Source organism: Arthrospira sp. PCC 9901, assembly GCF_059013425.1.
Map to the genome: position 1 here is coordinate 4,941,405 of NZ_CP102296.1, position 23,393 is coordinate 4,964,797.

General features: G+C 45.1%; 24 protein-coding genes. 14 read left to right on the forward strand and 10 right to left on the reverse strand.

Annotation, left to right across the window (positions count from 1 at the left end):
• The first annotated feature begins 27 nt into the window (after positions 1–27).
• The 3 genes from NLZ44_RS21945 to NLZ44_RS21955 all read left to right on the forward strand — a co-directional run bounded on the left by NLZ44_RS21945 (position 28) and on the right by NLZ44_RS21955 (position 2,280).
• Positions 28–297: a hypothetical protein gene (locus NLZ44_RS21945; protein WP_493751156.1), complete on the forward strand. Its 270-nt coding sequence runs from the start codon at positions 28–30 to the stop codon at positions 295–297.
• Between the two features lie 76 nt (positions 298–373).
• Entirely contained in the window at positions 374–778 is a 405-nt protein-coding gene (locus NLZ44_RS21950; RefSeq protein ID WP_493751157.1) for a hypothetical protein, read from the forward strand.
• Positions 760–2,280: a hypothetical protein gene (locus NLZ44_RS21955; RefSeq protein WP_493751158.1), complete on the forward strand. Its 1,521-nt coding sequence runs from the start codon at positions 760–762 to the stop codon at positions 2,278–2,280. The genes NLZ44_RS21950 and NLZ44_RS21955 overlap by 19 nt, the downstream gene beginning before the upstream one ends.
• A gap of 36 nt (positions 2,281–2,316) precedes the next feature.
• Here the strand turns inward: NLZ44_RS21955 and mrdA are convergent, their stop codons facing one another.
• The 5 genes from mrdA to NLZ44_RS21980 all read right to left on the reverse strand — a co-directional run bounded on the left by mrdA (position 2,317) and on the right by NLZ44_RS21980 (position 8,403).
• Complete coding sequence (mrdA, locus tag NLZ44_RS21960) at positions 2,317–4,110, reverse strand: penicillin-binding protein 2 (RefSeq protein WP_493751159.1); 1,794 nt, start codon at positions 4,108–4,110, stop codon at positions 2,317–2,319.
• Positions 4,111–4,199: 89 nt separating this feature from the next.
• The gene (locus NLZ44_RS21965; RefSeq protein ID WP_493753055.1) at positions 4,200–4,937 is read right to left on the reverse strand and encodes a DUF502 domain-containing protein; all 738 of its coding nucleotides are present in this window, start codon (positions 4,935–4,937) and stop codon (positions 4,200–4,202) included.
• 122 nt (positions 4,938–5,059) lie between these two features.
• Positions 5,060–6,316, reverse strand: a complete 1,257-nt coding sequence (gene rodA / locus NLZ44_RS21970) for a rod shape-determining protein RodA (protein WP_493751160.1) — start codon at positions 6,314–6,316, stop codon at positions 5,060–5,062.
• A gap of 63 nt (positions 6,317–6,379) precedes the next feature.
• Positions 6,380–6,742 carry a VOC family protein gene (locus NLZ44_RS21975; RefSeq protein WP_006625373.1) on the reverse strand — a complete coding sequence of 121 codons (363 nt, stop codon included), beginning with the start codon at positions 6,740–6,742 and terminating at the stop codon, positions 6,380–6,382.
• 80 nt (positions 6,743–6,822) lie between these two features.
• Positions 6,823–8,403, reverse strand: coding sequence for a photosystem II high light acclimation radical SAM protein (locus NLZ44_RS21980; protein ID WP_493751161.1), 1,581 nt, complete (start codon positions 8,401–8,403; stop codon positions 6,823–6,825).
• 261 nt (positions 8,404–8,664) lie between these two features.
• On the opposite strand from NLZ44_RS21980, the gene NLZ44_RS21985 reads away from it, so the two are divergent.
• From NLZ44_RS21985 to NLZ44_RS22000, 4 genes are all read left to right on the forward strand, one after another.
• A complete protein-coding gene (locus NLZ44_RS21985; protein WP_008051205.1) occupies positions 8,665–9,048 on the forward strand; it encodes a DUF1830 domain-containing protein in 384 nt (127 codons plus the stop codon).
• A 123-nt stretch (positions 9,049–9,171) separates the two neighbouring features.
• Positions 9,172–9,732: a hypothetical protein gene (locus tag NLZ44_RS21990; protein WP_493751162.1), complete on the forward strand. Its 561-nt coding sequence runs from the start codon at positions 9,172–9,174 to the stop codon at positions 9,730–9,732.
• Positions 9,733–9,838: 106 nt separating this feature from the next.
• Positions 9,839–10,267: an EVE domain-containing protein gene (locus NLZ44_RS21995; protein WP_006625378.1), complete on the forward strand. Its 429-nt coding sequence runs from the start codon at positions 9,839–9,841 to the stop codon at positions 10,265–10,267.
• The gene (locus NLZ44_RS22000; RefSeq protein WP_493751163.1) at positions 10,267–11,004 is read left to right on the forward strand and encodes an ABC transporter ATP-binding protein; all 738 of its coding nucleotides are present in this window, start codon (positions 10,267–10,269) and stop codon (positions 11,002–11,004) included. Before NLZ44_RS21995 ends, NLZ44_RS22000 begins: the two co-directional genes overlap by 1 nt.
• A gap of 142 nt (positions 11,005–11,146) precedes the next feature.
• Here the strand turns inward: NLZ44_RS22000 and NLZ44_RS22005 are convergent, their stop codons facing one another.
• On the reverse strand, positions 11,147–11,347 hold the full coding sequence (locus NLZ44_RS22005; RefSeq protein WP_493751164.1) for a hypothetical protein: 201 nt from the start codon (positions 11,345–11,347) through the stop codon (positions 11,147–11,149).
• Positions 11,348–11,374: 27 nt separating this feature from the next.
• Complete coding sequence (locus NLZ44_RS22010; RefSeq protein WP_493751165.1) at positions 11,375–12,010, reverse strand: Uma2 family endonuclease; 636 nt, start codon at positions 12,008–12,010, stop codon at positions 11,375–11,377.
• A 250-nt stretch (positions 12,011–12,260) separates the two neighbouring features.
• On the opposite strand from NLZ44_RS22010, the gene NLZ44_RS22015 reads away from it, so the two are divergent.
• Positions 12,261–12,392: a hypothetical protein gene (locus NLZ44_RS22015; RefSeq protein ID WP_315663997.1), complete on the forward strand. Its 132-nt coding sequence runs from the start codon at positions 12,261–12,263 to the stop codon at positions 12,390–12,392.
• Positions 12,393–12,468: 76 nt separating this feature from the next.
• On the opposite strand, the gene NLZ44_RS22020 is transcribed toward NLZ44_RS22015, so the two are convergent.
• Positions 12,469–13,875, reverse strand: a complete 1,407-nt coding sequence (locus NLZ44_RS22020; RefSeq protein WP_493751166.1) for a UDP-N-acetylmuramoyl-tripeptide--D-alanyl-D-alanine ligase — start codon at positions 13,873–13,875, stop codon at positions 12,469–12,471.
• 198 nt (positions 13,876–14,073) lie between these two features.
• Here NLZ44_RS22020 and NLZ44_RS22025 point away from each other — a divergent pair, with 198 nt between their 5' ends.
• The 5 genes from NLZ44_RS22025 to NLZ44_RS22045 all read left to right on the forward strand — a co-directional run bounded on the left by NLZ44_RS22025 (position 14,074) and on the right by NLZ44_RS22045 (position 19,813).
• Positions 14,074–15,366 (forward strand): Sll1247 family protein, encoded by a 1,293-nt coding sequence (locus NLZ44_RS22025; RefSeq protein ID WP_493751167.1) that lies wholly within the window; start codon positions 14,074–14,076, stop codon positions 15,364–15,366.
• Positions 15,367–15,584: 218 nt separating this feature from the next.
• Entirely contained in the window at positions 15,585–15,866 is a 282-nt protein-coding gene (rbp, locus tag NLZ44_RS22030) for an RNA-binding regulator (RefSeq protein ID WP_006670338.1), read from the forward strand.
• A 137-nt stretch (positions 15,867–16,003) separates the two neighbouring features.
• Entirely contained in the window at positions 16,004–17,401 is a 1,398-nt protein-coding gene (locus tag NLZ44_RS22035; RefSeq protein ID WP_315686485.1) for a GTP-binding protein, read from the forward strand.
• Positions 17,402–17,456: 55 nt separating this feature from the next.
• A complete protein-coding gene (locus tag NLZ44_RS22040) occupies positions 17,457–18,965 on the forward strand; it encodes a diguanylate cyclase domain-containing protein (RefSeq protein ID WP_315686483.1) in 1,509 nt (502 codons plus the stop codon).
• A gap of 35 nt (positions 18,966–19,000) precedes the next feature.
• Complete coding sequence (locus NLZ44_RS22045) at positions 19,001–19,813, forward strand: SGNH/GDSL hydrolase family protein (protein WP_315686481.1); 813 nt, start codon at positions 19,001–19,003, stop codon at positions 19,811–19,813.
• 32 nt (positions 19,814–19,845) lie between these two features.
• Here NLZ44_RS22045 and NLZ44_RS22050 read toward each other — a convergent pair whose 3' ends face one another.
• Positions 19,846–20,451, reverse strand: a complete 606-nt coding sequence (locus NLZ44_RS22050; RefSeq protein ID WP_493751168.1) for a hypothetical protein — start codon at positions 20,449–20,451, stop codon at positions 19,846–19,848.
• Between the two features lie 228 nt (positions 20,452–20,679).
• Entirely contained in the window at positions 20,680–22,437 is a 1,758-nt protein-coding gene (ltrA, locus tag NLZ44_RS22055; protein ID WP_493751169.1) for a group II intron reverse transcriptase/maturase, read from the reverse strand.
• A 760-nt stretch (positions 22,438–23,197) separates the two neighbouring features.
• Here ltrA and NLZ44_RS22060 point away from each other — a divergent pair.
• Entirely contained in the window at positions 23,198–23,362 is a 165-nt protein-coding gene (locus NLZ44_RS22060; protein ID WP_493751170.1) for a hypothetical protein, read from the forward strand.
• Positions 23,363–23,393 lie beyond the last annotated feature (31 nt).

Genomic DNA, 23,393 nt, shown 5'->3' on the forward strand with positions numbered 1-23,393 from the left:
AGAGACTCGACCCACCTTGGAAAATCCATGACCAGCAACAGTTCATTAGAAGAACGCCTAGCCGCCGTCGAAGCAGCCATCACCCAAATTCGAGAACAGATTGCCCCTACTCAATCGATGAATGGGTTACGAGAAATCACCGGGACTTTCAAGGATGAACCGGCTTTTGAGGAAATCCTAGCACTAGGACAAGCCATTCGTCGAGGGGATGAGTCTGTATTGGATGCACCGGAACAGGATGGATGCTATAATTGCAGCGATCGCACTGTCGAGGTCTATGATTTTATTAACCCGTAATCATCGAGATTTTAGCAAAGTGACAGGATTGGTCATAGAAGATTGGACAATAGGAAGATAAATCAACCAGATAACCATGAAAGACTCAACCGAAACCCTGCTGATGTTAGCCGAACTTCTGGAAGCTGAACCGCCAATCCTACCGCCAGATGCTTTGGAACCCGCTAAGGAATTGGCAGCCAACTTGCAGAATCTATCTGAAGCCGATATCAATCAGGCATCAGATCTGATTATAGACTGGATGGCACGATTTCCGCAAGCCCAAAATCACTTGGAAAAAGCGCGACGACAAAGAACCCGCAAACAAGTCCAGGAACTCGAAGAAGATTCTCCCGGTGAAATACAATACACAATTCCCAACTTCCAAATCATCGAAGAAACGGAAACCAGGGTGATTATTACTCCGGCTCCCAATTCCCCCCAAATATCCTTGTTTATCTATGTTCGGGAAAGTTTGAGTCAATGGATTCAAAAAAAATAATTACCCACACGGTTTATGCTCCCAATTTGCACCTTTTCGCGTTTCATCTGTGGCGGGGATTGACGGGGGAAACCGATTCCCTTGCGCCGCACCCGAAACAGTTATGGGAAAGGGGAGATGATATTTTAAAGACGCTGGGTTTTACGGAAAGCCTCGACATTGACGGCTACCCAGAAAACTCCCCAGAACCCGTCGGCTTGGAAGTTAACCTGAATCCTAAGAACCGTCTCAACCTCACGGGAACTCTGCCTAATTCGGACTTAAAAATAACGGGGAATATCTACACCCACCGACTGAATGATAGTTATAGCTTAACGGTTAATTTACGTCGCGAAGAATCGGAAAATGGCAACAAAACCCCAGAGGTCAATCTTTCGTTTTGGCGCAATTTAAACACAGAAAGCCTGGTTTTTCTGCCAGATTTCATCAAAAGCTCTCTGGGGCAAACATTGCTATTAACTGCATTTTTGCCAGTACATGAACGCACAAAAAAGCCGGAAGATTTGGCAGATTTAGCGCACAGTTGCTTGGCGCAGGTGATGCCTTCCCGTAAGGTTAAACGTCCACCTTTGCACAAAATGGGGGAGTTGTTTGGTAGCCCGTTTTTTGAGTTTGGCGGTCAAGTTGTTGACGGGAATTTAGAGGGGGAAGCGCAGGTGCAACCCCATATCATCATCTTCCTGTTTCGGGACGATTTAGCCAGTGGTAAGTTGGTGGATGCTTATCGCCAATTTATCAATCTATTTTACTATCGAAATAAGGTGCTTTCCGCCTACCGGGAAACGCGGACACTGTACCGCAAAACCTACAGCGCCTATACACAATTAGAGCATAAAGTCAAGTCTTTTAAGCAAGAATTAACCCAAAATGAAACCCGTCTAGCGTTGACTGAGGCGCAACTGGAAGACCTGAAAAAGGTGTTAAAGGAATTAGCGGCGTTAGATTTGGAATATGCGCGACTGTTGCGAAACTATAAGCATTGTCGCAATACTATTAGCATCAATACCAAAAACTATCAGGTAACATTGACGGATATTTTTAATACGCTGAGAGAGAAGGGTTATGATTTACAACAGCAGGAAATGGATATTTTCAGGGAGTTTAGCGATCGCACTTCTCCCTATTTCCAAACCCGCATTAGTGACGAACTCAACTACTTTGTGGAAGGATCGAGTTTAGCGGATAAAGCGATCGCCTCAATTCGTGGTATAGTGGAGATTGAACAAACCCAACGCGATCGCACCCGACAACAACAAAACCAAAAACTCCAAGACGAAATTCAGGCTTGGGGTGTAGCCATTGGGACGGGAGCCATTATCGCTTCTACTTCCGGGTTAATGTTTGAGGAACCGAGGATTTTTCCCCAACCAGAAAATGGCGGGGGAATTTCCCATCCTTTTGCGATCGCTCTTTTCGCCAGTGTTGCGGGTGTTATTGTGGGGTGGAGTGGGACTAAATTTCTCATCTGGTTGAGTCGTCGGAAAGGGTTTCCTTTTCGTTAGGTGGTGGGGGTCAAATAGGAGCGATCGCTGCTGATGCTATTTTCTCCCATTGAAATAGGTCTGAAAAACCGCCTTAGCAATAGGTGCGGCGGACACAGAACCATAACCACCTCTTTCGACCAAAACTGCGATCGCAATTTCTGGTTGATCCGCAGGTCCAAAAGCCACATACATAGAATTGTTGGGGTGTCCGGGAATTTCTACAGTCCCAGTTTTCCCTCCGGTTAAAGGAATAGAACCATCATTCAAAATTCTAGCAGTTCCCTCCTTGACAGTATCAATTAATCCCTGTCGGACCACATTTAAACTACCCGCCGAAATGGAAGTTTTAATAGGTTTAGTTTCATCGGTATTAGTTTGGGAAGCCAAGAGGTGAGGTTGTACTCGATAGCCGCCATTAGCGACGGTACTGGTCATAACCGCCAATTCCAAGGGAGTAGCTAAAACCAACCCCTGACCGATCGCCATAGTGACAGTATCCCCCGTATACCAAGGCTCATTATACCATGCTTGTTTTTCTTCTGGGGTAGGGATTTGACCATGATTAGCACCATCAAGTCCCAATAAATCCAAATTAATACTACCACCAATCCCTAATTCTTTCCCCCATTTAGAAATTTGATGAGGTCCCGCCGCCATTCCCACCTGATAAAAAAAGGTATTACTACTAACAGCAAGTGCCTTTCTAAATCCAATAGTACCATAACCACTATTACTATGCTCATGAAAACTCACGCCGCCAATGGTAATAGCCCCCGCAGTGGGTACAGTTGAATTAGGGGAAAATTTACCCGATTCTATACCGGCGATCGCCGTAACAATTTTAAATGTACTACCAGAAGGGTAGCCCTGTACAGCCCTATTTAACATAGGATTCTCGCCGCTTTGTAATTGTTGCCATTGTTGTGCAGTCATCGGACCAGAGAATATATTAGGATTAAAGCTAGGATGACTAACCATAGCCAAAATCGCGCCAGTTTTCACATCTAATACTACTACAGCACCAGAGCGATCGCCCAAAGCCGTTTCGGCGGTTTTTTGTAGTGCCAAATCTAAAGTTAACTGAATAGGCTGACCCGGTTGTGGTTGTTGAATACCTAGTTCTTGAATTTCCTCTCCCCGAGAATTGACCTCAATTAATCGATTTCCCCACACTCCCTCAAGGGAAGAGTTAGCTATACGTTCCATCCCCATTTTCCCCGTTAGCATTCCCATAGGGTATTGAGGATTAGCCTTTAATTCCTGTAAACTAGCAGCGCCAATATATCCTAAAATATGGGAAGCCAGATGATTGTGTGGATAATAACGTTGAGACTCCCCGCGAACTTCTACCCCTTTAAAATCCTCAGAACGTTCGGCGAGAGCAATAAAAATTCCCGGGTTAATATCCTGTTTAATTCGCACATAAAGACGGGAATCATAGCCCTGATTTTCGATAAGATTAATAATTTCCTGGGGAGTGATATCAAGAATCGGACCCAGTTGGGTAGCAATTTGCTGCCACTGTTGGGGTGACTGTTCCCTAGGCCAAATATAAACTGATCGCGCCAAACGACTGCGGGTGAGTCTTTGATTATGGCGATCGAAAATTTCGCCTCGTTTTGCCGGAATAGGAACTAGGCGAAGTCGGTTATTTTCCGCTCTGTCCCAATTGATAGCTCCTTGAATCAATTGTAAATTAGCGAGTTGAACAGTGTACAAACAAAACCCGGCAGTAATCAATAACAGCAGGATAATACCACGATGCAGACGGCCACGGTAAGACTGATGCCGCTGCGGTTTATCAGAAATATATTGATTGTGAGGGGTAAACGGAGATTCACCAGCCATAGTTATCCTATCCAATGACCTACCTTTTATTTTTCAAAAGTGGTGTCATGAATCCGGAAAATATAGGCTGATTATTCCGTCGTGTAAACCTAAGGAGCAAATTGTTGTTCTTCCAGGGTGACAGGTTGTTCCGCAGTTTTCTGAGGGATAATAGAGTCTAGGGGAGTTTCCACAGGAGGACTAGCGCTAGGCTTTAGAGAAGTGGAAGCATTGACAATACCACCGGAGACGATAATTTTAAATGCTTCTTCTACCGATAGGGATAAGTCGATCGCTTCATGGCGGGGAACAATAGCATACCAGCCACTGGTAGGGTTAGGAGTAGTCGGCACAAAAACACCAATCATATCTTCCGACAGGTGAGATTGAATGGTTGCATCTGCTGATCCGGTGACGAAAGCCAGAGTCCAGACTCCTCGCCGAGGATATTCTATCAGAACCACCCGCCGAAACTTATCATTTGAGTCTCTGAGGAGAGTTTCCAGAAGTTGTTTGAGGGTTTTGTAAACTGACCCCGCCAAGGGAATGCCTTGTAAAATCTGTTCACTGAGGTTAAGTAACCACTGACCAGCGATATTTCTAGCCATCAGACCAATGAACAGAATACCCATTAATGGAACAGCTAACCCCACTAAAATATTAAGTAGATTGACCAGAATGGGATTGAGACCGTCAAAGGGGTTAACTTGTTTAGGAATGCGGGTGAGAAATTTAATCACCGCTGTAGCCACGGTAATACTAAGCCAGATAGTAGTCGCCAGTGGAATTACCACCAGCAACCCGGCAATTAAATCATTTTTTAAATCATGTTTGAGGTTTTGGAACACGAGGCGTTCACTCTCCTGTTGACTAAAATGATGGGTTTGTGAAAATGGCGACTGCTTACCCAAAAAGGGTTAGGGGGACTTGCTGACTGAATCCGACAAAGAACCCCCAGGAATTGGTAAGCCTAGAAAATTCGTTTTCGCTGTCGGTGGTTAGCAACGGATTCTACTAATCCCATGGCTAGAAAATTACTTAGGAGTGCCGATCGCCCATAGCTGAGAAATGGTAAAGGGATACCTGTAACTGGTGCTAGTCCAATATTCATGCCAATATTTACAAATACTTGGAACATCAACATTGACAATACCCCGATCGCAATTAAGGAACCAAAACTATCCTTAGCAGTTTGGGCAATAATCACCAATCGCAGGCAAATTATCCAGAACACTGCCAAAACAATAATACAACCGATAAACCCCAATTCTTCCCCAATGGCAGAAAAGATAAAGTCGGTATGCTGTTCGGGAATAAAATCTAGCTGAGTTTGGGTTCCCTGATACAAACCTCGGCCATATAACTGTCCCGAACCAATGGCAATGCGAGATTGAATTAAGTGATATCCTGCTCCTAGGGGGTCTTGCTCTGGGTTTAAAAAGCCAATCAGTCGCTGCTTTTGATAATCTTGCAGAAACCCCCAGAAAATATCTCCTAATTTTCCGGCCCCCAAATTCATACCCAAGGCGAGAGGTCCGGTCACACACCGCAAAGGTAAACTCCACCAGCCTACAAACCCCATGGCTACAGCCCAAATAATCCCAGCAGGTTGATAGACTGTTGTTAAAATAGCTGATATAATCGGGGACAATAACAGGATTAACCAACCGGGATGGACATTGCCCCAATACAACATTCCCAGGGTAATCATACCAAAGACTAGGGAGGTTCCTAGGTTGGGTTCAATTAATACTAACCCCCAGGGAACAGCCGCGATAATCAGCATTTTGATGGTGTCTGGAATGCTGGGTATCTTGACCTCGTGCAGAAGTGCTGCCAAAACAATAATTATCCCCACCTTGGCAAATTCGGAGGGCTGGACGTGAAAACCAGCAATATTAATCCAGCGTTGGGCTCCTAGGGCTGTGGTTCCGATTAATTGAACGGCAATCAGGGAGAGGTTAACGATAATATAAATTATCCATTTCCAATTGATTAGTGTTTGGTAGTTACTCTTGGCAATTATCATCGCCAGGATTAATCCTATACCTCCGGTGATCCAGTGTTGCCACCAGTCTGTCAGTCCTTGGGTGATTTCTACACTACGGATCATGATGCCGCCTAATACGGTGAGGGCGACACAGGCGACTAATAATAACCAGTCTATTTCTGCCCAAGCCGCTAGGGGCGATCGCCTATAACTTTTTAATCTGGCTCTGAAAAACATATAATTTTTGGCTGAACTGTTTAACTCTTAACCTACCCACGGAAACAGGGATGATTAAATCACTCAATTATCACCTTTTTTGATGGGTTCATAGAGATACTCAAAGGCGTTACCGTCCGGGTCGCGACCGTAAAAGGAGGCGGTACCGTCTCGGTGTTCGTGAATTGGGGTAATTTCTGCCCCTTGTTGTTGTAATTGCTGATAGGCTGTTTCTATTTCCGTGCGATCGCTAAACACAAACCCAAAATGGGATCTGGCTTGGTTGTAACCTGGACCCAGCAAGGCAAGTCCATCATCTCCCGCCTTCAAATAAGCCCAATCGCTATCTTGCCATACTAATTCCATACCCAAATTTTGGTAAAAACTGGCCGCGGTCTGAATATCTTGGACACAGATGGCTACATGGCCTAAGCGTTTGAGTTGCATAATCAGAAATTAGGGTTGATGGTTGCTATTCTACGAAGAAAGTGGGCAAAATCGCCCACTATCCGACACTGTGAATGATTTTAACCTGCCTTGACCAGTTGTTTGTCAGCAGGGCGATCGCTTTGGACAGGCGCACTCAAAGCCTCTTCTAGGGATGATTTCCCCAGACGTTCTTCTAGGATATCCATCACTCCCCGTCCAAAATCATTAGGGTTCCGTTTCCAGGCTTCTAAACAGACCTCCCCAAAGAAAGACCCCAAGGGTTCCGGGTTCCATAGAAGTTTCCGGGCTGTCCAAGGCATCAAACTCATGGGATTATAATTGCGATCGAGTATACCGTTGTTAAAGGCATATTCTTCTAAATGGGTGTGGGGTTGTAAGCCAATAAAAAAGATGGCAGGTTCCACCTTTTCCGCCCCAAAAATCGCCTCCAATTCCCGATGATAAGCAATGGTTTGACGGATGGTGTCAAAGGTTTCATCAATCACATTAAACGAATAGTTAACAGACACCAAATCATTAAATCCTGCTGCTTTTAAATCTCGGCAGTTTTCTAATACTACACGCAGATTATAGCCCATCCTCATTTTTCTGACCAATTCCTGGGAACCGCTGGTGATACCGATTTCAAAGTAATTCATTCCGGTTTTAACCATCAGTTCACACAATTGGGGGGTGAGGTTATCCGCCCGAATATACGCCGCCCAATGTATATCATTCATGCCAGCATCAAGGATTTTTTGTAGCAGTTCTACGGCATCATCAATAAATCGACGGGCGGGGATAAATTGAGCATCGGTAAACCAAAAGTTACGGATTCCACGATGGTAAAGTTGCTGCATTTCTGCGACTACTTCATCAGCGGGATTAATCCGCACCTGTTTACCTTCAATTACGGTATAGACACAATAACAGCAGTTGTGAGGACAACCACGCTTAGTCTGAACACCGATATAAAAATCCCCATCCTGAAAATAGTAGTCAAACTCCGGCCACACTTGGCTGATATAATCATAGTTACAGGCGGTTTTCTCAATATTAGTCGGTTTTTCATGAATCATGCGATCGCGCGGTTGAGTTTGTCCGACCACATAACAGCGTTCATTGCTGAAGTCTTCACCCCTCAATAATTTTTCTAATAAAGCCTCTCCTTCCCCTACGGAAATAATTGTGCCATCAGGGAGACTCTCCCCTAATTGTTCATAAAACACACTGACCGCGCCGCCACCTACTACCGCGCGTGCTTGGGGTTGATAGCGTCTGGCTCGGTTGAGTCCCTGCCGCACTAAACTGGTATTACGCCACAGTTCGTTATAGTAGGATACTGCTAACCGTAATCCTCCGAAAGCACCCCGCAACTTAACTAGGGGGTTTTTGGCATAGTAAAACTCAAAGGCATTTTGCAAAGGATTTCCGCCCCGTCCGCCCACGGGAGCATAAATTTGGATATCCCGCCACGAAAATACTAACAGTGTCGGCTGGAACTCGTCAATGCAGTTATTGAGGGCTAAACTATAGTCTAGGGGGGGAACAGTCCCTAGGTCAAAGATTCGCTGGTCTACAGACCCAAATAGCTTATGTACATGGTCTGCTAGGTAAACTACCCCTATGGGGAAGATGGGGTTGCAGGGGAGGCGAACGTATAGGATTTTTTTGTCCATGATTTTAAATGAGTGAATGGGTTGCTTATTAATATAACTTAACAATATAGCTGGCTGTTTTCATCTTACAATCATTGTCTAGGGCTGGTTAATTGGCTGCGATCGCTTCACTTGAGCCAGATGGGGGGATCGTAGAATATATGAGAGTCGGTAGGTTACAGGGAAAAATCATGATCGATTGGTAGTCGCGATTACAACCAATAGCGATCGCAAAATGTTAGTTTGGCTGTATACAAAACTCATATTGCAATACTCCTTAACATGGCTCAAATTCTTGATCCCCTACCCTATAACAGTCCTGGCCGAGTTCTCTGCTGCTACGTTAACGCTACTAGCAATATTCAGATTGCCAGAATTAGCAATGTCCCTAATTGGTATTTTGAACGGGTGGTCTTCCCCGGTCAGCGTTTGGTGTTTGAAGCTATACCAGAAGCCCTGTTAGAGATTCACACAGGAAAAATGGCTAGTGCCATTCTATCCGATAAGATTCCCTGCGATCGTCTGCAAATTGACCAAGAACTCCCACCTATTGATGAAGTCCACCCCAGTGCCGCTGCCCTAGCTTACCACGAACGGATCACAGGTCGCAGTTCTGAAGGAAAGCCCTCAGTTTTGACAACTCCGGCTTTGAGTTCTGTTGATTAACCCCTAGAGTGCGTCAGACCGAGATAATCGGAATCATCACCAGAGTATCTCCAACTGACGCACCAGAGTAGGAAAAATTGATGCACCATATAAATGTCTGCTGGCTGATTGGGTATTACAAAAATGATGGATGTCGAAGAGATAGCATTATCAGAAAATGTGGTTTTTCGTATTTCCCCAATTGTGCGAATAACCTTGCTAAGTTTGTATGGTGCGTTGATGATTCCGCTACCATTCCTAGCTATCGTCGCCGATACACCCATTTCTCCCCAGGTGTTGTGGGGGGGTATTTTAGGGGGGGGTGTGGCTGTCTACGGGGCGCTGAGTGAGCGAGTAGTGGTGAACGATCGCACTATTGAAGTCACCTATCCGAGGTGGGTGCGAGTGTTTTGGCGGCGGGGTTGGTGTTTAAGTTGGTCAGAGGTGCGATCGCTACGTCCGAGGACCACCGGACAAGGGGGATTAGTTTATTATTTCGTGAGTGAGTCCGGGGAAGGTTATTTGCTACCCATGCGAATTGCTGGCTTTGGGAAGTTAGTGGCGATCGCGCAACAACAAACCGGAATTGATACTACTGATGTGCGGCCTTTATCTCAGCCCTGGATGTATTTAATTCTGTTCTGTTGTACCCTCCTGTTAATCCTAGTCGATATTTGGACAATTGTCAACGTCTTTAACGCTTAGGTTAAATTCTCACCTTCCCCAACGCTGATCAGATGTATGATCAGATCATCCCCCATGGCAATATTGTCGGGTGGGAGTGTTGAATGAACAGAGAGAGCGGAATTTAATGGCATACTGGCTATTCCAAGGTAATCCCAAATATTATCGGGTGCTTGATGGTATCCGTGATTTCCAGGAAATGCCCTGGTTAGTCACCCGCTACCGTAAAGATATCAGCGTGGGGGATGGTGTATTAATTTGGAAAGCCGGAACCGCCGCCGGAGTATATGCCATTGCGGAAGTAATCGCACCCGCAGAACCTCTCCAAGAAGTTCCCGATCGCAACTACTGGATTGATCAAACTCGCTTAGGTTATAAACCCTGCGCGCAAATCAAATTCACTACCAAGCTATTAGATAACCCCCTACTGCGGTCTGACTGTAAACAAGATCCCATCCTCCAAACCCTGTTGGTGATTCGCGCCCCCAACAGTACCAATTTTAAGGTCACAGATGAACAGTGGCGGCGAGTCCATGAGTTAACCCGTGGGAATTGATGTTAAAACTTCAGCAGGTCTCTGTCAAATCTCCAATTATCCTCAAACCTCTGTTGCTCGATATTTCTGCCTGTGTTCAACCAGGCGATCGCATTGCTTTAATGGGAGTTGCTGGGTCCGGGAAAAGTCTGTTGCTGCGATTAATTAATCGGCTAATCTCTCCCTGTAGTGGTTGCCTGTATTTCGGGGAGAGTAATTATCAAAATATTGACCCGGTTTGGTTACGCCAAAAAATCACCTTGGTTTTACCAGAACCCAGACTTTTGGGGATGAGGGTTTCGGAAGCGATCGCTTATCCCTTACGGTTGCGAAAAATGTCGGAAGATGAACTGACCACACGGGTTAATCTCTGGGTGGAAAGGTTAGCCATTCCCCCCGATATTCTAGCCCTAACTGAGGTGCAACTTTCCAGCCGACAGCAACAATGGATATCTCTGACTAGGGGTTTAGTTATTCAACCGGATATCCTGTTATTAGATGAACCGACGGCTAACCTTAACCCACAACAGCAACAGTGTTTGGCACAAATTTTAACCGATTTTTACCAGGGGGAAAATATGGCGATCGTCGCTACTCATAACCCTGATTTTGCGCGTCAGTTCGCCACTAGGGTTTGGTATCTTCACCAGGGAGAGTTAGTTGATGACCTGCCAGTAGAACAAGTCAATTGGGCTGAATTTACTGAGGTTTTACAATCTCAAAAAACTGCAGTTTCTCAAGAGTGGGATAATCTCTAATCAACAATTATCCCCCCAAAGATGTCTGGTGGGCTATTCCATAACTTTTGCTAATTCATACCGCCAGATAAATTTAATCTTCTCAAGATTATTAAGAATTGTTACGATTTTATCGCGAATAGGTGTCAAAAAGTTGACGAGATTATGGGGGTTGTGCTACCATCAAATAAATCGCACCCAAGGGGTTACTATGTCTACTCGCCAAAATATCGGCTAAAACCCCTATTCCGTCGCGCGAAAAGTTATTCTCCCAGCAAAAATAAAAAATCACGATGCACGAGTTTTGGGTGGAGAGGCGATCGCCTTTTTTGACTGGTCTTGACAAAAGCGACATTTTGTGCATAGCCCGTCCTGAGACGGTAGTGGGAGGCTAAAATACTCCTAACTGGTGCTTTAAGTCACGAATAGCGGCGCTGGTATTACGCTGATAGGCAATTTCTAAACATCCAGCCACGACATCACCAACGTTCACCTCTGGAAAGTATTGGCTTTGGGATTTCACCTGATACTCATCCCCTTGCAGTTGGTAAATCCACAGTTGTTGTTGACGAAATAACCACACCTCCGGGACTCGATAGGGGAGATAATCCAGAACATCTGAATAGCTGGTGACATCGATTTCCAAGACTAAATCCGGCGGCGGGTCGTTGCACCAATCAATCCGTTCCTTACCCGAAACTGCACGCCAATGGTTAATATAAAAGCAATAGTCCGGTTCGATGCCGCTTTGTTCTGGCAGTTCCATCGTCACTGGAGTAAACGAATCATACTCCCGCCCTGTCCAATCGAGCAAGACTTTGATGATGTCTGCAATTAGACTGGCATCTCGTCCGTGTTTGGGTAGGGGAGACATCAGCAACACTTCTCCAGAACGATACTTAATTCGGGGAATAGAACCGTCACCCCGGCTCAAACATAATGTCTGATACTCCTGCCAGGTTCCCGGTAGCTTGACGACACTGCCTGCTGGTAGTTTAATCTCTTCGGGAGAAATGACTGCATACATGATTGGGTCCCTCAAAGGGGGTCAACTATTACCTTCCAATGTTAAACCTTTCCCCAGACTCTGGAATTATCCCCCCAAAGATGTCTGGTCTGCTAATTACATAACTTATGCTAATTCATCCCGCCAGATAAATTTAATCTTCTCAAGATTATTAAGAATTGTTACGATTTTATCGCGAATAGCTCTCAAAAAGTTGACGAGATTATGGGGGTTGTGCTACCATCAAATAAATCGCACCCAAGGGGTTACTATGTCTACTCGCCAAAATATCGGCTACAACCCGCATTCGGTCGCGCGAAAAGTTATTCTCCCAGCACAAATAAAAAATCACGATGCACGAGTTTTTCGGAGAGAGGCGATCGCCTTTTTTGACCCCTCTTGACAAAAACGACATTTTGTGCATGGTAGGCGAACCGAAAGGGGGAAAAGGTGACTGGGAGGGCTGTATAGGGTAATCTTCAATGGTTGATGATTAATTGCGATCGCACCCCTTCTACAACGCGGTTCATTCCGACAGAATTAGAGGCTTTAAACAGAACGCGATCGCCCGGTTTAAGGAATGCGAGAACCTTGTCAATCATCAGTTGATGAGCTTGGGGGGAACCGAGGTCTTGAATATCAATAAAATCGATTCCCATAGCGCCCTCAGCCATAGCTTGAGCCTCAGCCAAATCAGCCAAAATAAATAAACCATCTAAATTTAGCCTTTGAGTTTCCGCCCCAACTTGCTGATGAAATTGAAGCGATCGCTCACCCAACTCCTTCATAGTACCCAACACTGCGATATGACGATTACCGGGAGTTTCCGCCAACAATTTTAACGCCGCCAAAGTCGATTCTAAACCTGCATTATAAGTTTCATCTAACAACAGAATATCCTGAGCAAGGTGGTAACGTTTAGCCCGTCCCTGTGGCATTTGAATCGATAAACCTGTCCCTAGTGGTGCATAAAGTTCTTCGGCGGAAATCTCCCAACCGGCGATCGCCCTAAGCACAGCCAAAGCCGCCAAAAAATTAGAGGCATTATGGGAACCCGGTAAAGGTAAAGGCAACTCTATACCTGCCACGCGGATAGTTTCATGTCCTAATAATTCCCCCTGTAAAATCCCCCCCTCCAAACCATAGGTAATAGTTGTTCCCGACCAAACTTGAGTCGCGGTTGACATGAGGCGGCGGTTATCATGATTAAGCACAGCGATTGATGTATCCGGCATTTCCGCCAGCAATTCACACTTAGCACGAGCGATCGCATCTTCCGAACCCAAACGGCCGATATGAGCAGTTCCCACATTGACAATTACCCCCACCGTAGGACGGGTTATGCGAGTCAAGTCAGCAATTTCTCCCGGTCCGCGCATAGCCATTTCAATGACAGCAAAATCATGATCCGAGCGAAGTTCTAGGAGAGTTTTCGGGACTCCTATTTCGTTGTTGTAATTACCGAAGGTTTTGTGAACCTTACCATGATGAGAAAGTACAGCGGAAATGAGTTCTTTAGTAGTAGTTTTTCCCACGGAACCCGTCACGCCAATTATAGGAATAGAAAAGCGATCGCGCCAACTGCGTGCGAGGGTCTGATAAGCCTGTAAAGTATCAGCCACTGGAATTAAGGGAAATTCCGGGTGAGAGACAGCAAATTCCCGATTAACCACCGCACAAAGGGCACCTTTAGCGATCGCCGCCACGACAAAATCATGTCCGTCAAAGCGATCGCCCTGCAATGCCACAAACACCTCTCCCCGTTGGAGGGTACGAGTATCAGTTGTGATACCAATCACAGGGAAGTTAGTAGACAAATCACAGGATACTTCCCCATTTACTGTTAAAATCTGCAACAGTTGGGTCAGGGTAAACAGCTCAGACATAATTTATCGCATCTACTCCCATCAATAGGAATCAGTAACCAGAGGTAATTTGGGCAATAACCCAGAGGGTATAGTCAAGATTACCATGGTGGCAGTTAGCCCCAAAATCATGATAATGTTTGGGTTCAGATTAACCCCAATTATCAACTTGGTCGTGCAGTCTAAGTTTGCCATCGCAACTATACAACCCTGAGTTCAATGAATAATATACCAGGCGATCGTCATAATCGACCGATATACCCCGAAGAACAGGAACTATATAATCACTGGCTAGAGCAGGTAGAAACCCAAAGTACAGATATCCTGGTTGAGCGCTTTCGTCTGCTTTTTATTCAAGGAACAGGCTACCCGGATCATCACATAGTGCAAGTGATGCGGAAGTTGTTACGGGCGAAACACATTGAGGGTGACTTTAATTTTATCATCAACCGATGCTGCTACATTCTGATCAACAGATGGCACGCCAACCCAGAACGCCGACAAGTCATTTATCGCTTGGTGCATCTATTTGATAGCCAAAAGTCAGTTTCCGCTGCGCCTTCCGCTATCAAGTCCCGGTACATTCAGCAACTATCGTATTTAGTTAACAAATTCCGAACTAGCCCCCAGTATCAAACTATGAAACGCTTTGCTGAAGTTTTGTGCGAGCCATTACAGTCTAGCCCAAATTTAATTGAGACTAAACCCCTGAGAACCCTAATTCCCCGTTATCCATACTTATACCGATATTGTCTAATTAGCGATGATAGTCCCTACGAACATCAACAAATGATTCAGACAATTAAGCTACAGAAGCAGAAAAAATTTGAACTGGAATTGTCTAAATATGCGTTGTATCAAATGCGACAAAACGCGCGCTCTGCTAAAGGACAAGAACAGACCGCTACCGCCACCATTACTGCGACTAACCCGACACTCCTGAGCGACAAGGAGCTATTTTTTGCTCTGCAACAATTTGTCGGTAAAGTTCAAGGGTCAAATACCTATCGAGACCTAGCCCATAGTTTTATCTCCCATAGCAATTATAACCAAACCTTTAGGGAGTTTAAATCCGATTTATATGAATACCTCCGTGATAACTCTTTTAAGTCAAGTTACCTGAACCGACAATTTTACGAAAAACTGTATAAGCAGTTACAAAATACTATCCCCCAAAGTGATGATCAACCTTTTAGTGAGTTCTTAATGTTAAGAACCTGCTCTCAACTGTTAAACTTTCTGGTGGTGGAAAGCCCCCAAAAACCTCAGCATTTTGTATTTATCGATCTGATTGCCAATATTGGTCCGACCCTTATGGTCAGCTTGTTACTGAAAATTGTGCTGCTGTGTCGTCAGGTGAAGCCTTCCCTAGAAAAACGGTTCTCGGTGCTATTCAAGCATTATGAATCATCCTCTACCCAAGGGCTAGAGTGGCTGGTGAAGGTTCTGGAAAACTTGAATGTGGCTTTGACTACCAATTTTGGCAAAGTTGACCTGTCCTTTATTCGCTAGGGAAACCAAAGAACAGGGGAAAGAAAAGGCGATCGCATAGTGATCAAAATCATTGTTGTCGATCAGAAATTTTGTGATAGAATTGTCGGCGTGAGTCAGCTTCGGTTCTGTACTTCCCAAACGGTTACAGATCTAGTTACAGATTCTGCCTATTCTGTGTCGGCAGGTATTGCTCCGAAACTGAGTTATGTCAAGCGTGTTAATGTTGGAGTCATTCCATGTCGATATACGTCGGTAACCTGTCCTATGACGTTACCCCAGATGATTTAAGCGAAGTTTTTGCTCAATACGGAACAGTTAAACGGTCAATGATCCCTACAGACCGAGAAACTGGGCGCTCAAGGGGCTTTGGCTTTGTGGAAATGGTTAACGAAGATGAGGAAACTAAAGCCATAGAGGCCCTCGACGGGGCGGAATGGATGGGTCGTTCTCTAAAAGTCAATAAAGCCAGACCGAGAGAAAACAATAAACAGCGCGGAGGTTTTAAGCGGGATTATTAGTAAAGATGAACATCAGTTTTTAGCAGCTTCAGAATAAGCCACAATAATAGAGAGACGGGTTTTGCGGAGTTAGCAGAACCCGTTTACTTTATCCCTCAACTGTTGTCAACCCTGGGTTTCTCTACCCATTGTTTCCGATGAGCATAGATCAAGAACTAGACAATACTATTTCGACTTTTGCTGATATTGAGGCTGAGTTAAACCTGCGTCATGCTCAAGATGTCCTGCGGGACTTGGTGAAAAATCTCGACTTGACCTCCTCAGAACGTCAGGGACTCGAATCTGATCTCAGTGGCTTACAACAGATGCTTGATAAACTAGAGCATACCTGTATACAAATTGCTGTTTTTGGTATGGTGGGACGTGGGAAATCTTCGATTTTGAATGCCCTATTGGGTCAAACGGTATTTGCTACGGGTCCCACCCATGGTATTACTCGCACTACAGAGGCTAAACCCTGGCAGGTGGAAGGTGAACACCTCACGGGCGCAATGTCTTATCGTATCTCTCAGGTGGAACTTATTGATACACCCGGTATTGATGAGGTTGACGGTCAAACCCGTGAACAAATGGCGCGTCAGGTGGCGGAAAAAGCTGACTTATTATTATTTGTGATTGCCGGCGATATCACCCAGGTGGAATATCAAGCCCTCTCCTGGCTCCGAGATGCCGGAAAACCAATGCTTTTGGTATTTAATAAGATTGATCAATATCCCCCTGGCGATCGCCAAGCTATTTATGAAAAAATTAGGGATGAGAGAGTGCGGGAATTACTCTCTCCTGATGAAATTGTCATGGTAGCCGCTTCTCCCTTGGTGGCTTCGGCGGTGCGCCGCCCTGATGGTAGTTTTCAAACTCAATTGAACCGAGGGGAGCCTCAAATTAATGACCTCAAATTAAAGATTCTCGATATCTTACACCGGGAGGGGAAATCTTTAATCGCCCTTAATACTATGCTCTATGCGGAAGATGTTAATGAGCAGGTGGTGCAGCGCAAACTGGAAATTCGCGCCGATCAAGCCCGTAGTGTGATCTGGAATGCTACCATTACTAAGGCAGTGGCGATCGCTATTAATCCCCTCACTGCTATTGATTTGCTTAGTGGGGTGGCTATTGATATCACCCTGATTTTAACCTTATCCAAGCTCTACGGCATCCCTATGACCCAACGGGGAGCTTTAGATTTACTCCAGAAAATTGCCCTCAGTATGGGCGGTATTGGAGCCAGTGAGCTGATTACTAATTTGGGTCTGAGTTCCCTTAAAGGTTTTCTGGGAGTTACAGCGCCTGCTACCGGGGGCGCAACCCTCGCTCCCTATTTGTCTGTTGCTGTTACTCAGGCGGCGGTGGCGGGGGTCTCTACTTATGGTATTGGTCAGGTCACAACTACCTATCTCGCTAACGGCGCTTCCTGGGGAGACGATAAGCCTAAAGCAGTAGTGAGGCGGATTCTGTTATCATTGGATCAAGCCTCTATTTTGGGCCGTATTAAGGATGAACTATGGATGAAATTAGGGTTGGAGGCATCAAATTAGCCGTAGCGTGGGTGTTCTCCATTATGGATGAACTAGCTGACTTCACTCTCTAAATATGATGGGTAGTATTTCAGAGCAAACCTTGAAAGCAGATATTTTGGTGGTTGATGATCAGCCGGAAAATCTGCATCTTTTGTCTTCTTTGCTTCGACAGGTTGGTTATAATGTTAGACAGTCTCTTAATGCCGAGATGGCTCTGACTTCTGTTAAGGCTAAATTGCCAGATTTAATATTGCTTGATGTCCGCATACCTGGGATGAGTGGATATGAACTATGTCGCCATTTAAAAAGCAGTGAAAATACTAGCAAAGTCCCGATTATTTTTTTGAGCGCCCTTAATGATATTGACTCGATTATGGCGGGTTTTCAAGTGGGCGGTGTAGATTATATTACTAAGCCTTTTCATAACTCAGAAGTCCTGATCCGAGTTAATACACAACTGCGACTTTATCAACTGCAAAAACAACTGGAACTGCAAAATCAATCCCTCCAAGAACAGATCCGCCTCAGTCAGATATATTTACACGATCGCCAGGTAGCAGAAGCACGGCGAAAACTCTTAGAAAAAGCGATCGCCGCTACCCAAAATGGCGTGGTGATTACTGACCCTAATCAACCAGATAATCCTATTATTTATGTGAATGCTGGCTTTGAAAGACTCACGGGTTATGCAGCTAATGAAATCCTCGGTTCTAACTGTAGATTTCTTCAGGGAAACCAACGAGATCAACCCGCCCTAGATGATATTCGACGGGCGATCGCGGAAGAAGAAGAATGCCGCGTCGTTCTCCAAAATTATCGCCGAGATGGTACAATATTCTGGAATGAATTGTTTATTTCTCCCGTGAGAAATGAACGGGGGGAATTAACTAATTTTATTGGTATTCAAACTGATGTCACTGAACGCAAGAAGTCCGAAGAAGCCCTAGAAAGGTCAAGAATTGCCCTCAAAAAAACTAACCAAGAATTACAACGCCTCGCTCTGTATGACGACTTAACCCAAGTGGCTAACCGTCGCCGCTTTAATGAATATTTAGCCTATAATTGGCATCGCTGCTGTCGAGAACAAGAACCGATAGCTTTAATTCTCTGTGATGTAGATTATTTTAAACCCTATAATGATACCTTCGGACATCAAGCCGGAGATGATTGTTTACACAAAATAGCCAGAGCAATTTCTGGCGCTATTCAACGTTCAGTAGATTTGGTGGCTCGTTATGGTGGCGAAGAATTTGCTATTATTCTCCCGAATACACCCATCAACGGTGCGATGAAAGTGGCTGAACGTATCCGTAAGCAAGTCGAAAATATCCGTATTCCTCACCCCAGTTCTAAAAGTAGTAATTATGTTACCGTCAGTCTGGGGGTCGCTTGCAAAATTCCCCATTCTGAGTTATCTGTAGATAGTTTAATCGCTCAGGCTGACGAGGCTCTCTATCAAGCTAAAAATCAGGGTCGTAACTGTACTGTTATCGCTGAGTATCCTATATGTGAATTGTTAAAAATTGACGATAGCAATCCCATGGGTTTACCACCCCATGCAAATATCACACCCTTATTATAGAATAGGGGATAGTTTTTTGTGCTTTGATTAAAATAATGGCTAGGCTGTCTATTTGTACTCTCCCATCTTTAACCCGGCTCAAACGCTATTGTGCATTACCGTTTTTAATGGTAGTTACGATTATAGGTTTAGAGACTTCTGTGGCTATTCCTGAGCCGATAAAACCTGATTCTGAACAACAGCAAAGTCCCCTCAGCGGCACTAATAAAATTGTGGTGGTCGGAGATAGTATCACCCAAGCCGGAGGACAATATGGCGGTTATGTGTGGTTGTTCAGACGCTACATTAACACTCTGTATCCGGGAGAGTCTATTGAGATTATTCCCTCGGGAGTTTCGGGAAATCAATCCACTGACTTAGAAGCTAGATTTAATCAAGATGTACTCTTACACCGACCCAATTTAGTGGTGATTAATGTGGGAATTAATGATGTGATGCAAAGTTTTCATAAATCTTCTGAATCCGAAACAGACCCATCTCCTTTAGAAGTCTATCGCCAAAAATTAAGCGCGATGGTCAAGGCTGCTAGAGCCAGAAATATTCGGGTTTTGCTACTGTCACCTACGATTATTTATGAAGACTTAAACAGCCGCGAAAATATCCGTATGGTTGAATATATTAATGCTATGCGAGATGTGGCTGCTCAACATCAAGTACAGTTTCTTGACCTACATACCCCCTTCCGCCATATTATCATGACTTATCAGCGCTATGGAGGGCGATCGCAAAATATTCTCACCCGTGACGGTATCCACCCTAACCACGCCGGACATCAAATTATCACCTATATTCTGCTGCGGGGTTTAGGAGTTCCTGAACAGAAAATTCAGCATTTAACCTTTGACTAAACTCTCCAAATATGTCGGCAAATTGTAGATAATTAAGGCAGTGGAAAAGTTCCTAAAATGCGATCGACTCCCGTCCCCCTGCTGTTCTCCCCGTCCGACACATAATCCCCATCTATGTCTACTAAAATTACACCAGCCTGGAAGTAACATTGCAGGTCGGCTTCCTGTCGTTCTTCCGAAACCAAAATATTGATATCCCCACTTTCGATCGCACAATGAAACCGGACATTTTTAATTTCTTCGGGATAGGTATTTAACAATTCTTGGGCAGATGGTTGATCATCTGGCCAACTGCTAAGAAAGCGATTTTCTTCTCCGGGAAAAGGCAGGGTAATGAGGGAACTTCCTTCTCGTGCGCCGTAGTCGTCAACTTCCCGATTCCAACAAACCAGCACCACCCGCCGCCCCCCATTACGATGTTCGTACACCTGTAGGGATAAAATGCGATCGCCTTCACAAGTTAGATTAAACTCCGGCCAAGTTTCTGATAAAGTGTGGAACAATTGATCACAACTGATGTCATCGCAGGAACCGGGTATATTGCTATGGGGGGGACCGGAGATGGCGATCGTCTCAACAGTCAAAAACAGCGAACCTATAACCCAAACAGACACCGGAATCAGACTTTTAAGTTTCATAGTGACATCCCCGCACCGTATCCTCTAGGATTTGTCCCCGTTTAGCACAAACCCGTACCAGAGTTGGGAAGCCCCCGCAATGGCTGACTTTTACTCTCAATGGGTCGTGGGTGGTTAGCAGATACAATAATATTAGGGGTCGAGAATGGAGTCACCTCCATCCCCTCCCATTCAGAACCGTGCGTGAAAGTTTCCCTTCACATGGCTCCTGGTCTGACTGCCTCTCTGTTAAGAGTACAGCAACATCTCATCATCAAGAGCTGTCTTATCATCGTGACAGTGGCGGTGCAGTAGTTGAAGATTCTTGTACTCGTCTTTACCTCCTTGGCTTCGAGGTACAATATGGTCGACCTCAACTAAGTCTGACGGGGTAAAGTATTGCCCACACCAGGTACACCTACCCTTTTGCTTTTTGAGTAGTTTGGCTACCCTTGTTGGCGTATCGATTGCTTGTCCCTTCCTGGTTGCCCAGTAAGTCCAGTTTCCGTCGTATGGTGTTGCGTCTGGGCGTACTAGGGTATGTCTGACAATTGGTGTCCAGTTGTGTTTATATAGATGTAACCCATCTTTGGTTTGGAACATCCAAGCTTCATGTCTTTCTTTCCTTTTGCCGAGTTTGACCGTCCCCGGTCTAAAGTAATTACTCAGCTTTTCATGGCTCGCCTTTCCGCATCTTGATACTGTCCATGCCCTTAGCATTAACCAGACTGTATGGTCTAGCTTGTTGAAGGTCTCTGTTGAGACAACCCCTGAATAGTAGTTTGACCAACCCCGGATTATCGGGTTTAGCCTGTTAATCAGGGCTGATTGGGGTGCTGTTTTATGTTGTTTGATTGCACCCTTAATCACTTCTGTATGGGCTTTAACTGCTTTCTTGCTGGGTTTGATGTGTGTTTTGAATCCTAGCGGTTTCCCTTTTGGATTCTTCCCAGATTTGTACTTTCCTATTGGGTACTGTCTGATGTTGAACCCCAGAAAGTCGAACCCTGGGTTCTCCATTTTGCCATTATACTCAATGGGATTGAGAGTGTGGCATATCCTGGTTTTTTCAGGTTTTATCTCTAGCCCAACTGGCTCTAACCATTTGGAGATTGCAGTTTTGCACTGTTCAATGATTTCGAGTGATGGAGATATCACCACAAAGTCATCAGCGTATCTTATAAGGTTCACCTGAATGGCTGTTCCTTTATTTGGATACATTTCTTTAACTAACCTTTCCATTCCATCCAGTGCGATGTTGGCGAGTATTGGACTTATTACCCCTCCTTGTGGTGTCCCTGTTTCTGTATCCTCAAATACGCCGTTATCCAGTACACCCGCTTTGAGCCATTGCTTCAGGTCTTTCCTCAGGCTGCTTGGACAATGAATTTTGGACAGTAGGTAATCATGGTTTATTCGGTCAAAGCATTTTGCTATGTCAGCGTCAAGAACGTAGTATTGTCCCTGGTTTATCGCAGTATAAATTCTGCTTATTGCATCATGGGCTGACCGTCCAGGACGGAACCCATAGCTCGTGCCTTCAAATCTTGACTCCCATTCGGGTTCAAGTGCCGATTTAACCAAGGCTTGCCTCGCTCTATCTTGGATTGTGGGTATCCCTAGAGGGCGTTTCTCATCCCTTCCAGGTTTTGGTATCCACACCCGTCGCAGTGGTTTTGCTTTGAAGTTTCCTTTAATACTCTCAACAAGTTCCAGTCTTTGTCTTGGTGAGATTGCTCTTATTCCATCGACACCGGCTGTTTTCTTGCCTTGATTATCTTGGGTCACTCTCCGTACTGCTAAGAGTCGGGCATAATATGATTTCACCAATAGACGTTGCAACCTTCGTGCCTTTGCGTCCTGTCCCGATTTAGCTGCTTGGTATATCCTCTTTTGGAGCTTAAAGACGTACCGCTGAACCTTAGCCCATTTGATACTTCTCCATACATTCGTAGTCTTAGTAGGTCTTCGTTTGTCGAATCCCTTACCTTCTCTCGATTTCGTCATATTGACTCCTACTCAGCTCTATCCATGCAATCAAACCGTGACCCGTTAGCATATCCCTACCATTACGGTCGGGCGTTGGCTTCTGGTCACATCTTACCCCCTAATAGGCTTGCGCTTACACTTTCACTACTGACTCACTCGACAAGATTATCAGAGCCTAGAAGGGGTTACAACGTTCCGTTTATATGGGCATTCCATCTTTAGACTTGTCCTATCCACCGGGGTACTTTTAAAGGTCTGTGAAGGTATTGGCACAATTATCCTTCTTTTTCCCCTTACTCTTTTGAGCGCAGCGTGTCAACCTATTTCGCTACTTACTATTTACGATGGTTCAAGTCGGAACATTCAGATTTCCTTAGTCATGGATGGTTGGCAGTGGTCGCATTTGGTAGTAGGTTCTACTTCACGCCTTCCGTTCCCCGCTTCAATCCCAGGGTTGTGATTCCTGAAACTGGGGGTGGCTATCGCCGTCACTCTCTACTCCCTGATTTCTCAGTTCGTTTATGACCTTGAGTTCCCTGCCTTGCTTAGATTCCTCTAAGCGTCGGGACATATAAACAGTTATAGGGATGGTCAGGAGTGCGCTCCTTGTATTCAACCAAGGGGTTGAAGTCCCTACCAGGCGTTTATTTCGGGCATTTCAGCCCTATTTCATGCCTGAACGTTTCGCACTGTACCCATAGTATACAATCACTTGACAGATTTGCCTCTTCTGTTAAAACTGATACATATAGTGTATGGTGTGATATATACACCTGGCATGGCAGTAAATAGCGACAACCAAGCTATGTACAAACACAACATTTGTACTTCCATGTTTCTGACCTGTGGGACGCGGGGCGAAGGCGATCGCCAAACCGTAAGACGCAATAGTAGGGGAAAACTGCTATATGCGGGTTTGGTGGGTAGGAAGCCCGCGCTGTAATCTTGGATTCAGCCTCGGGTAAGTTAGTAAA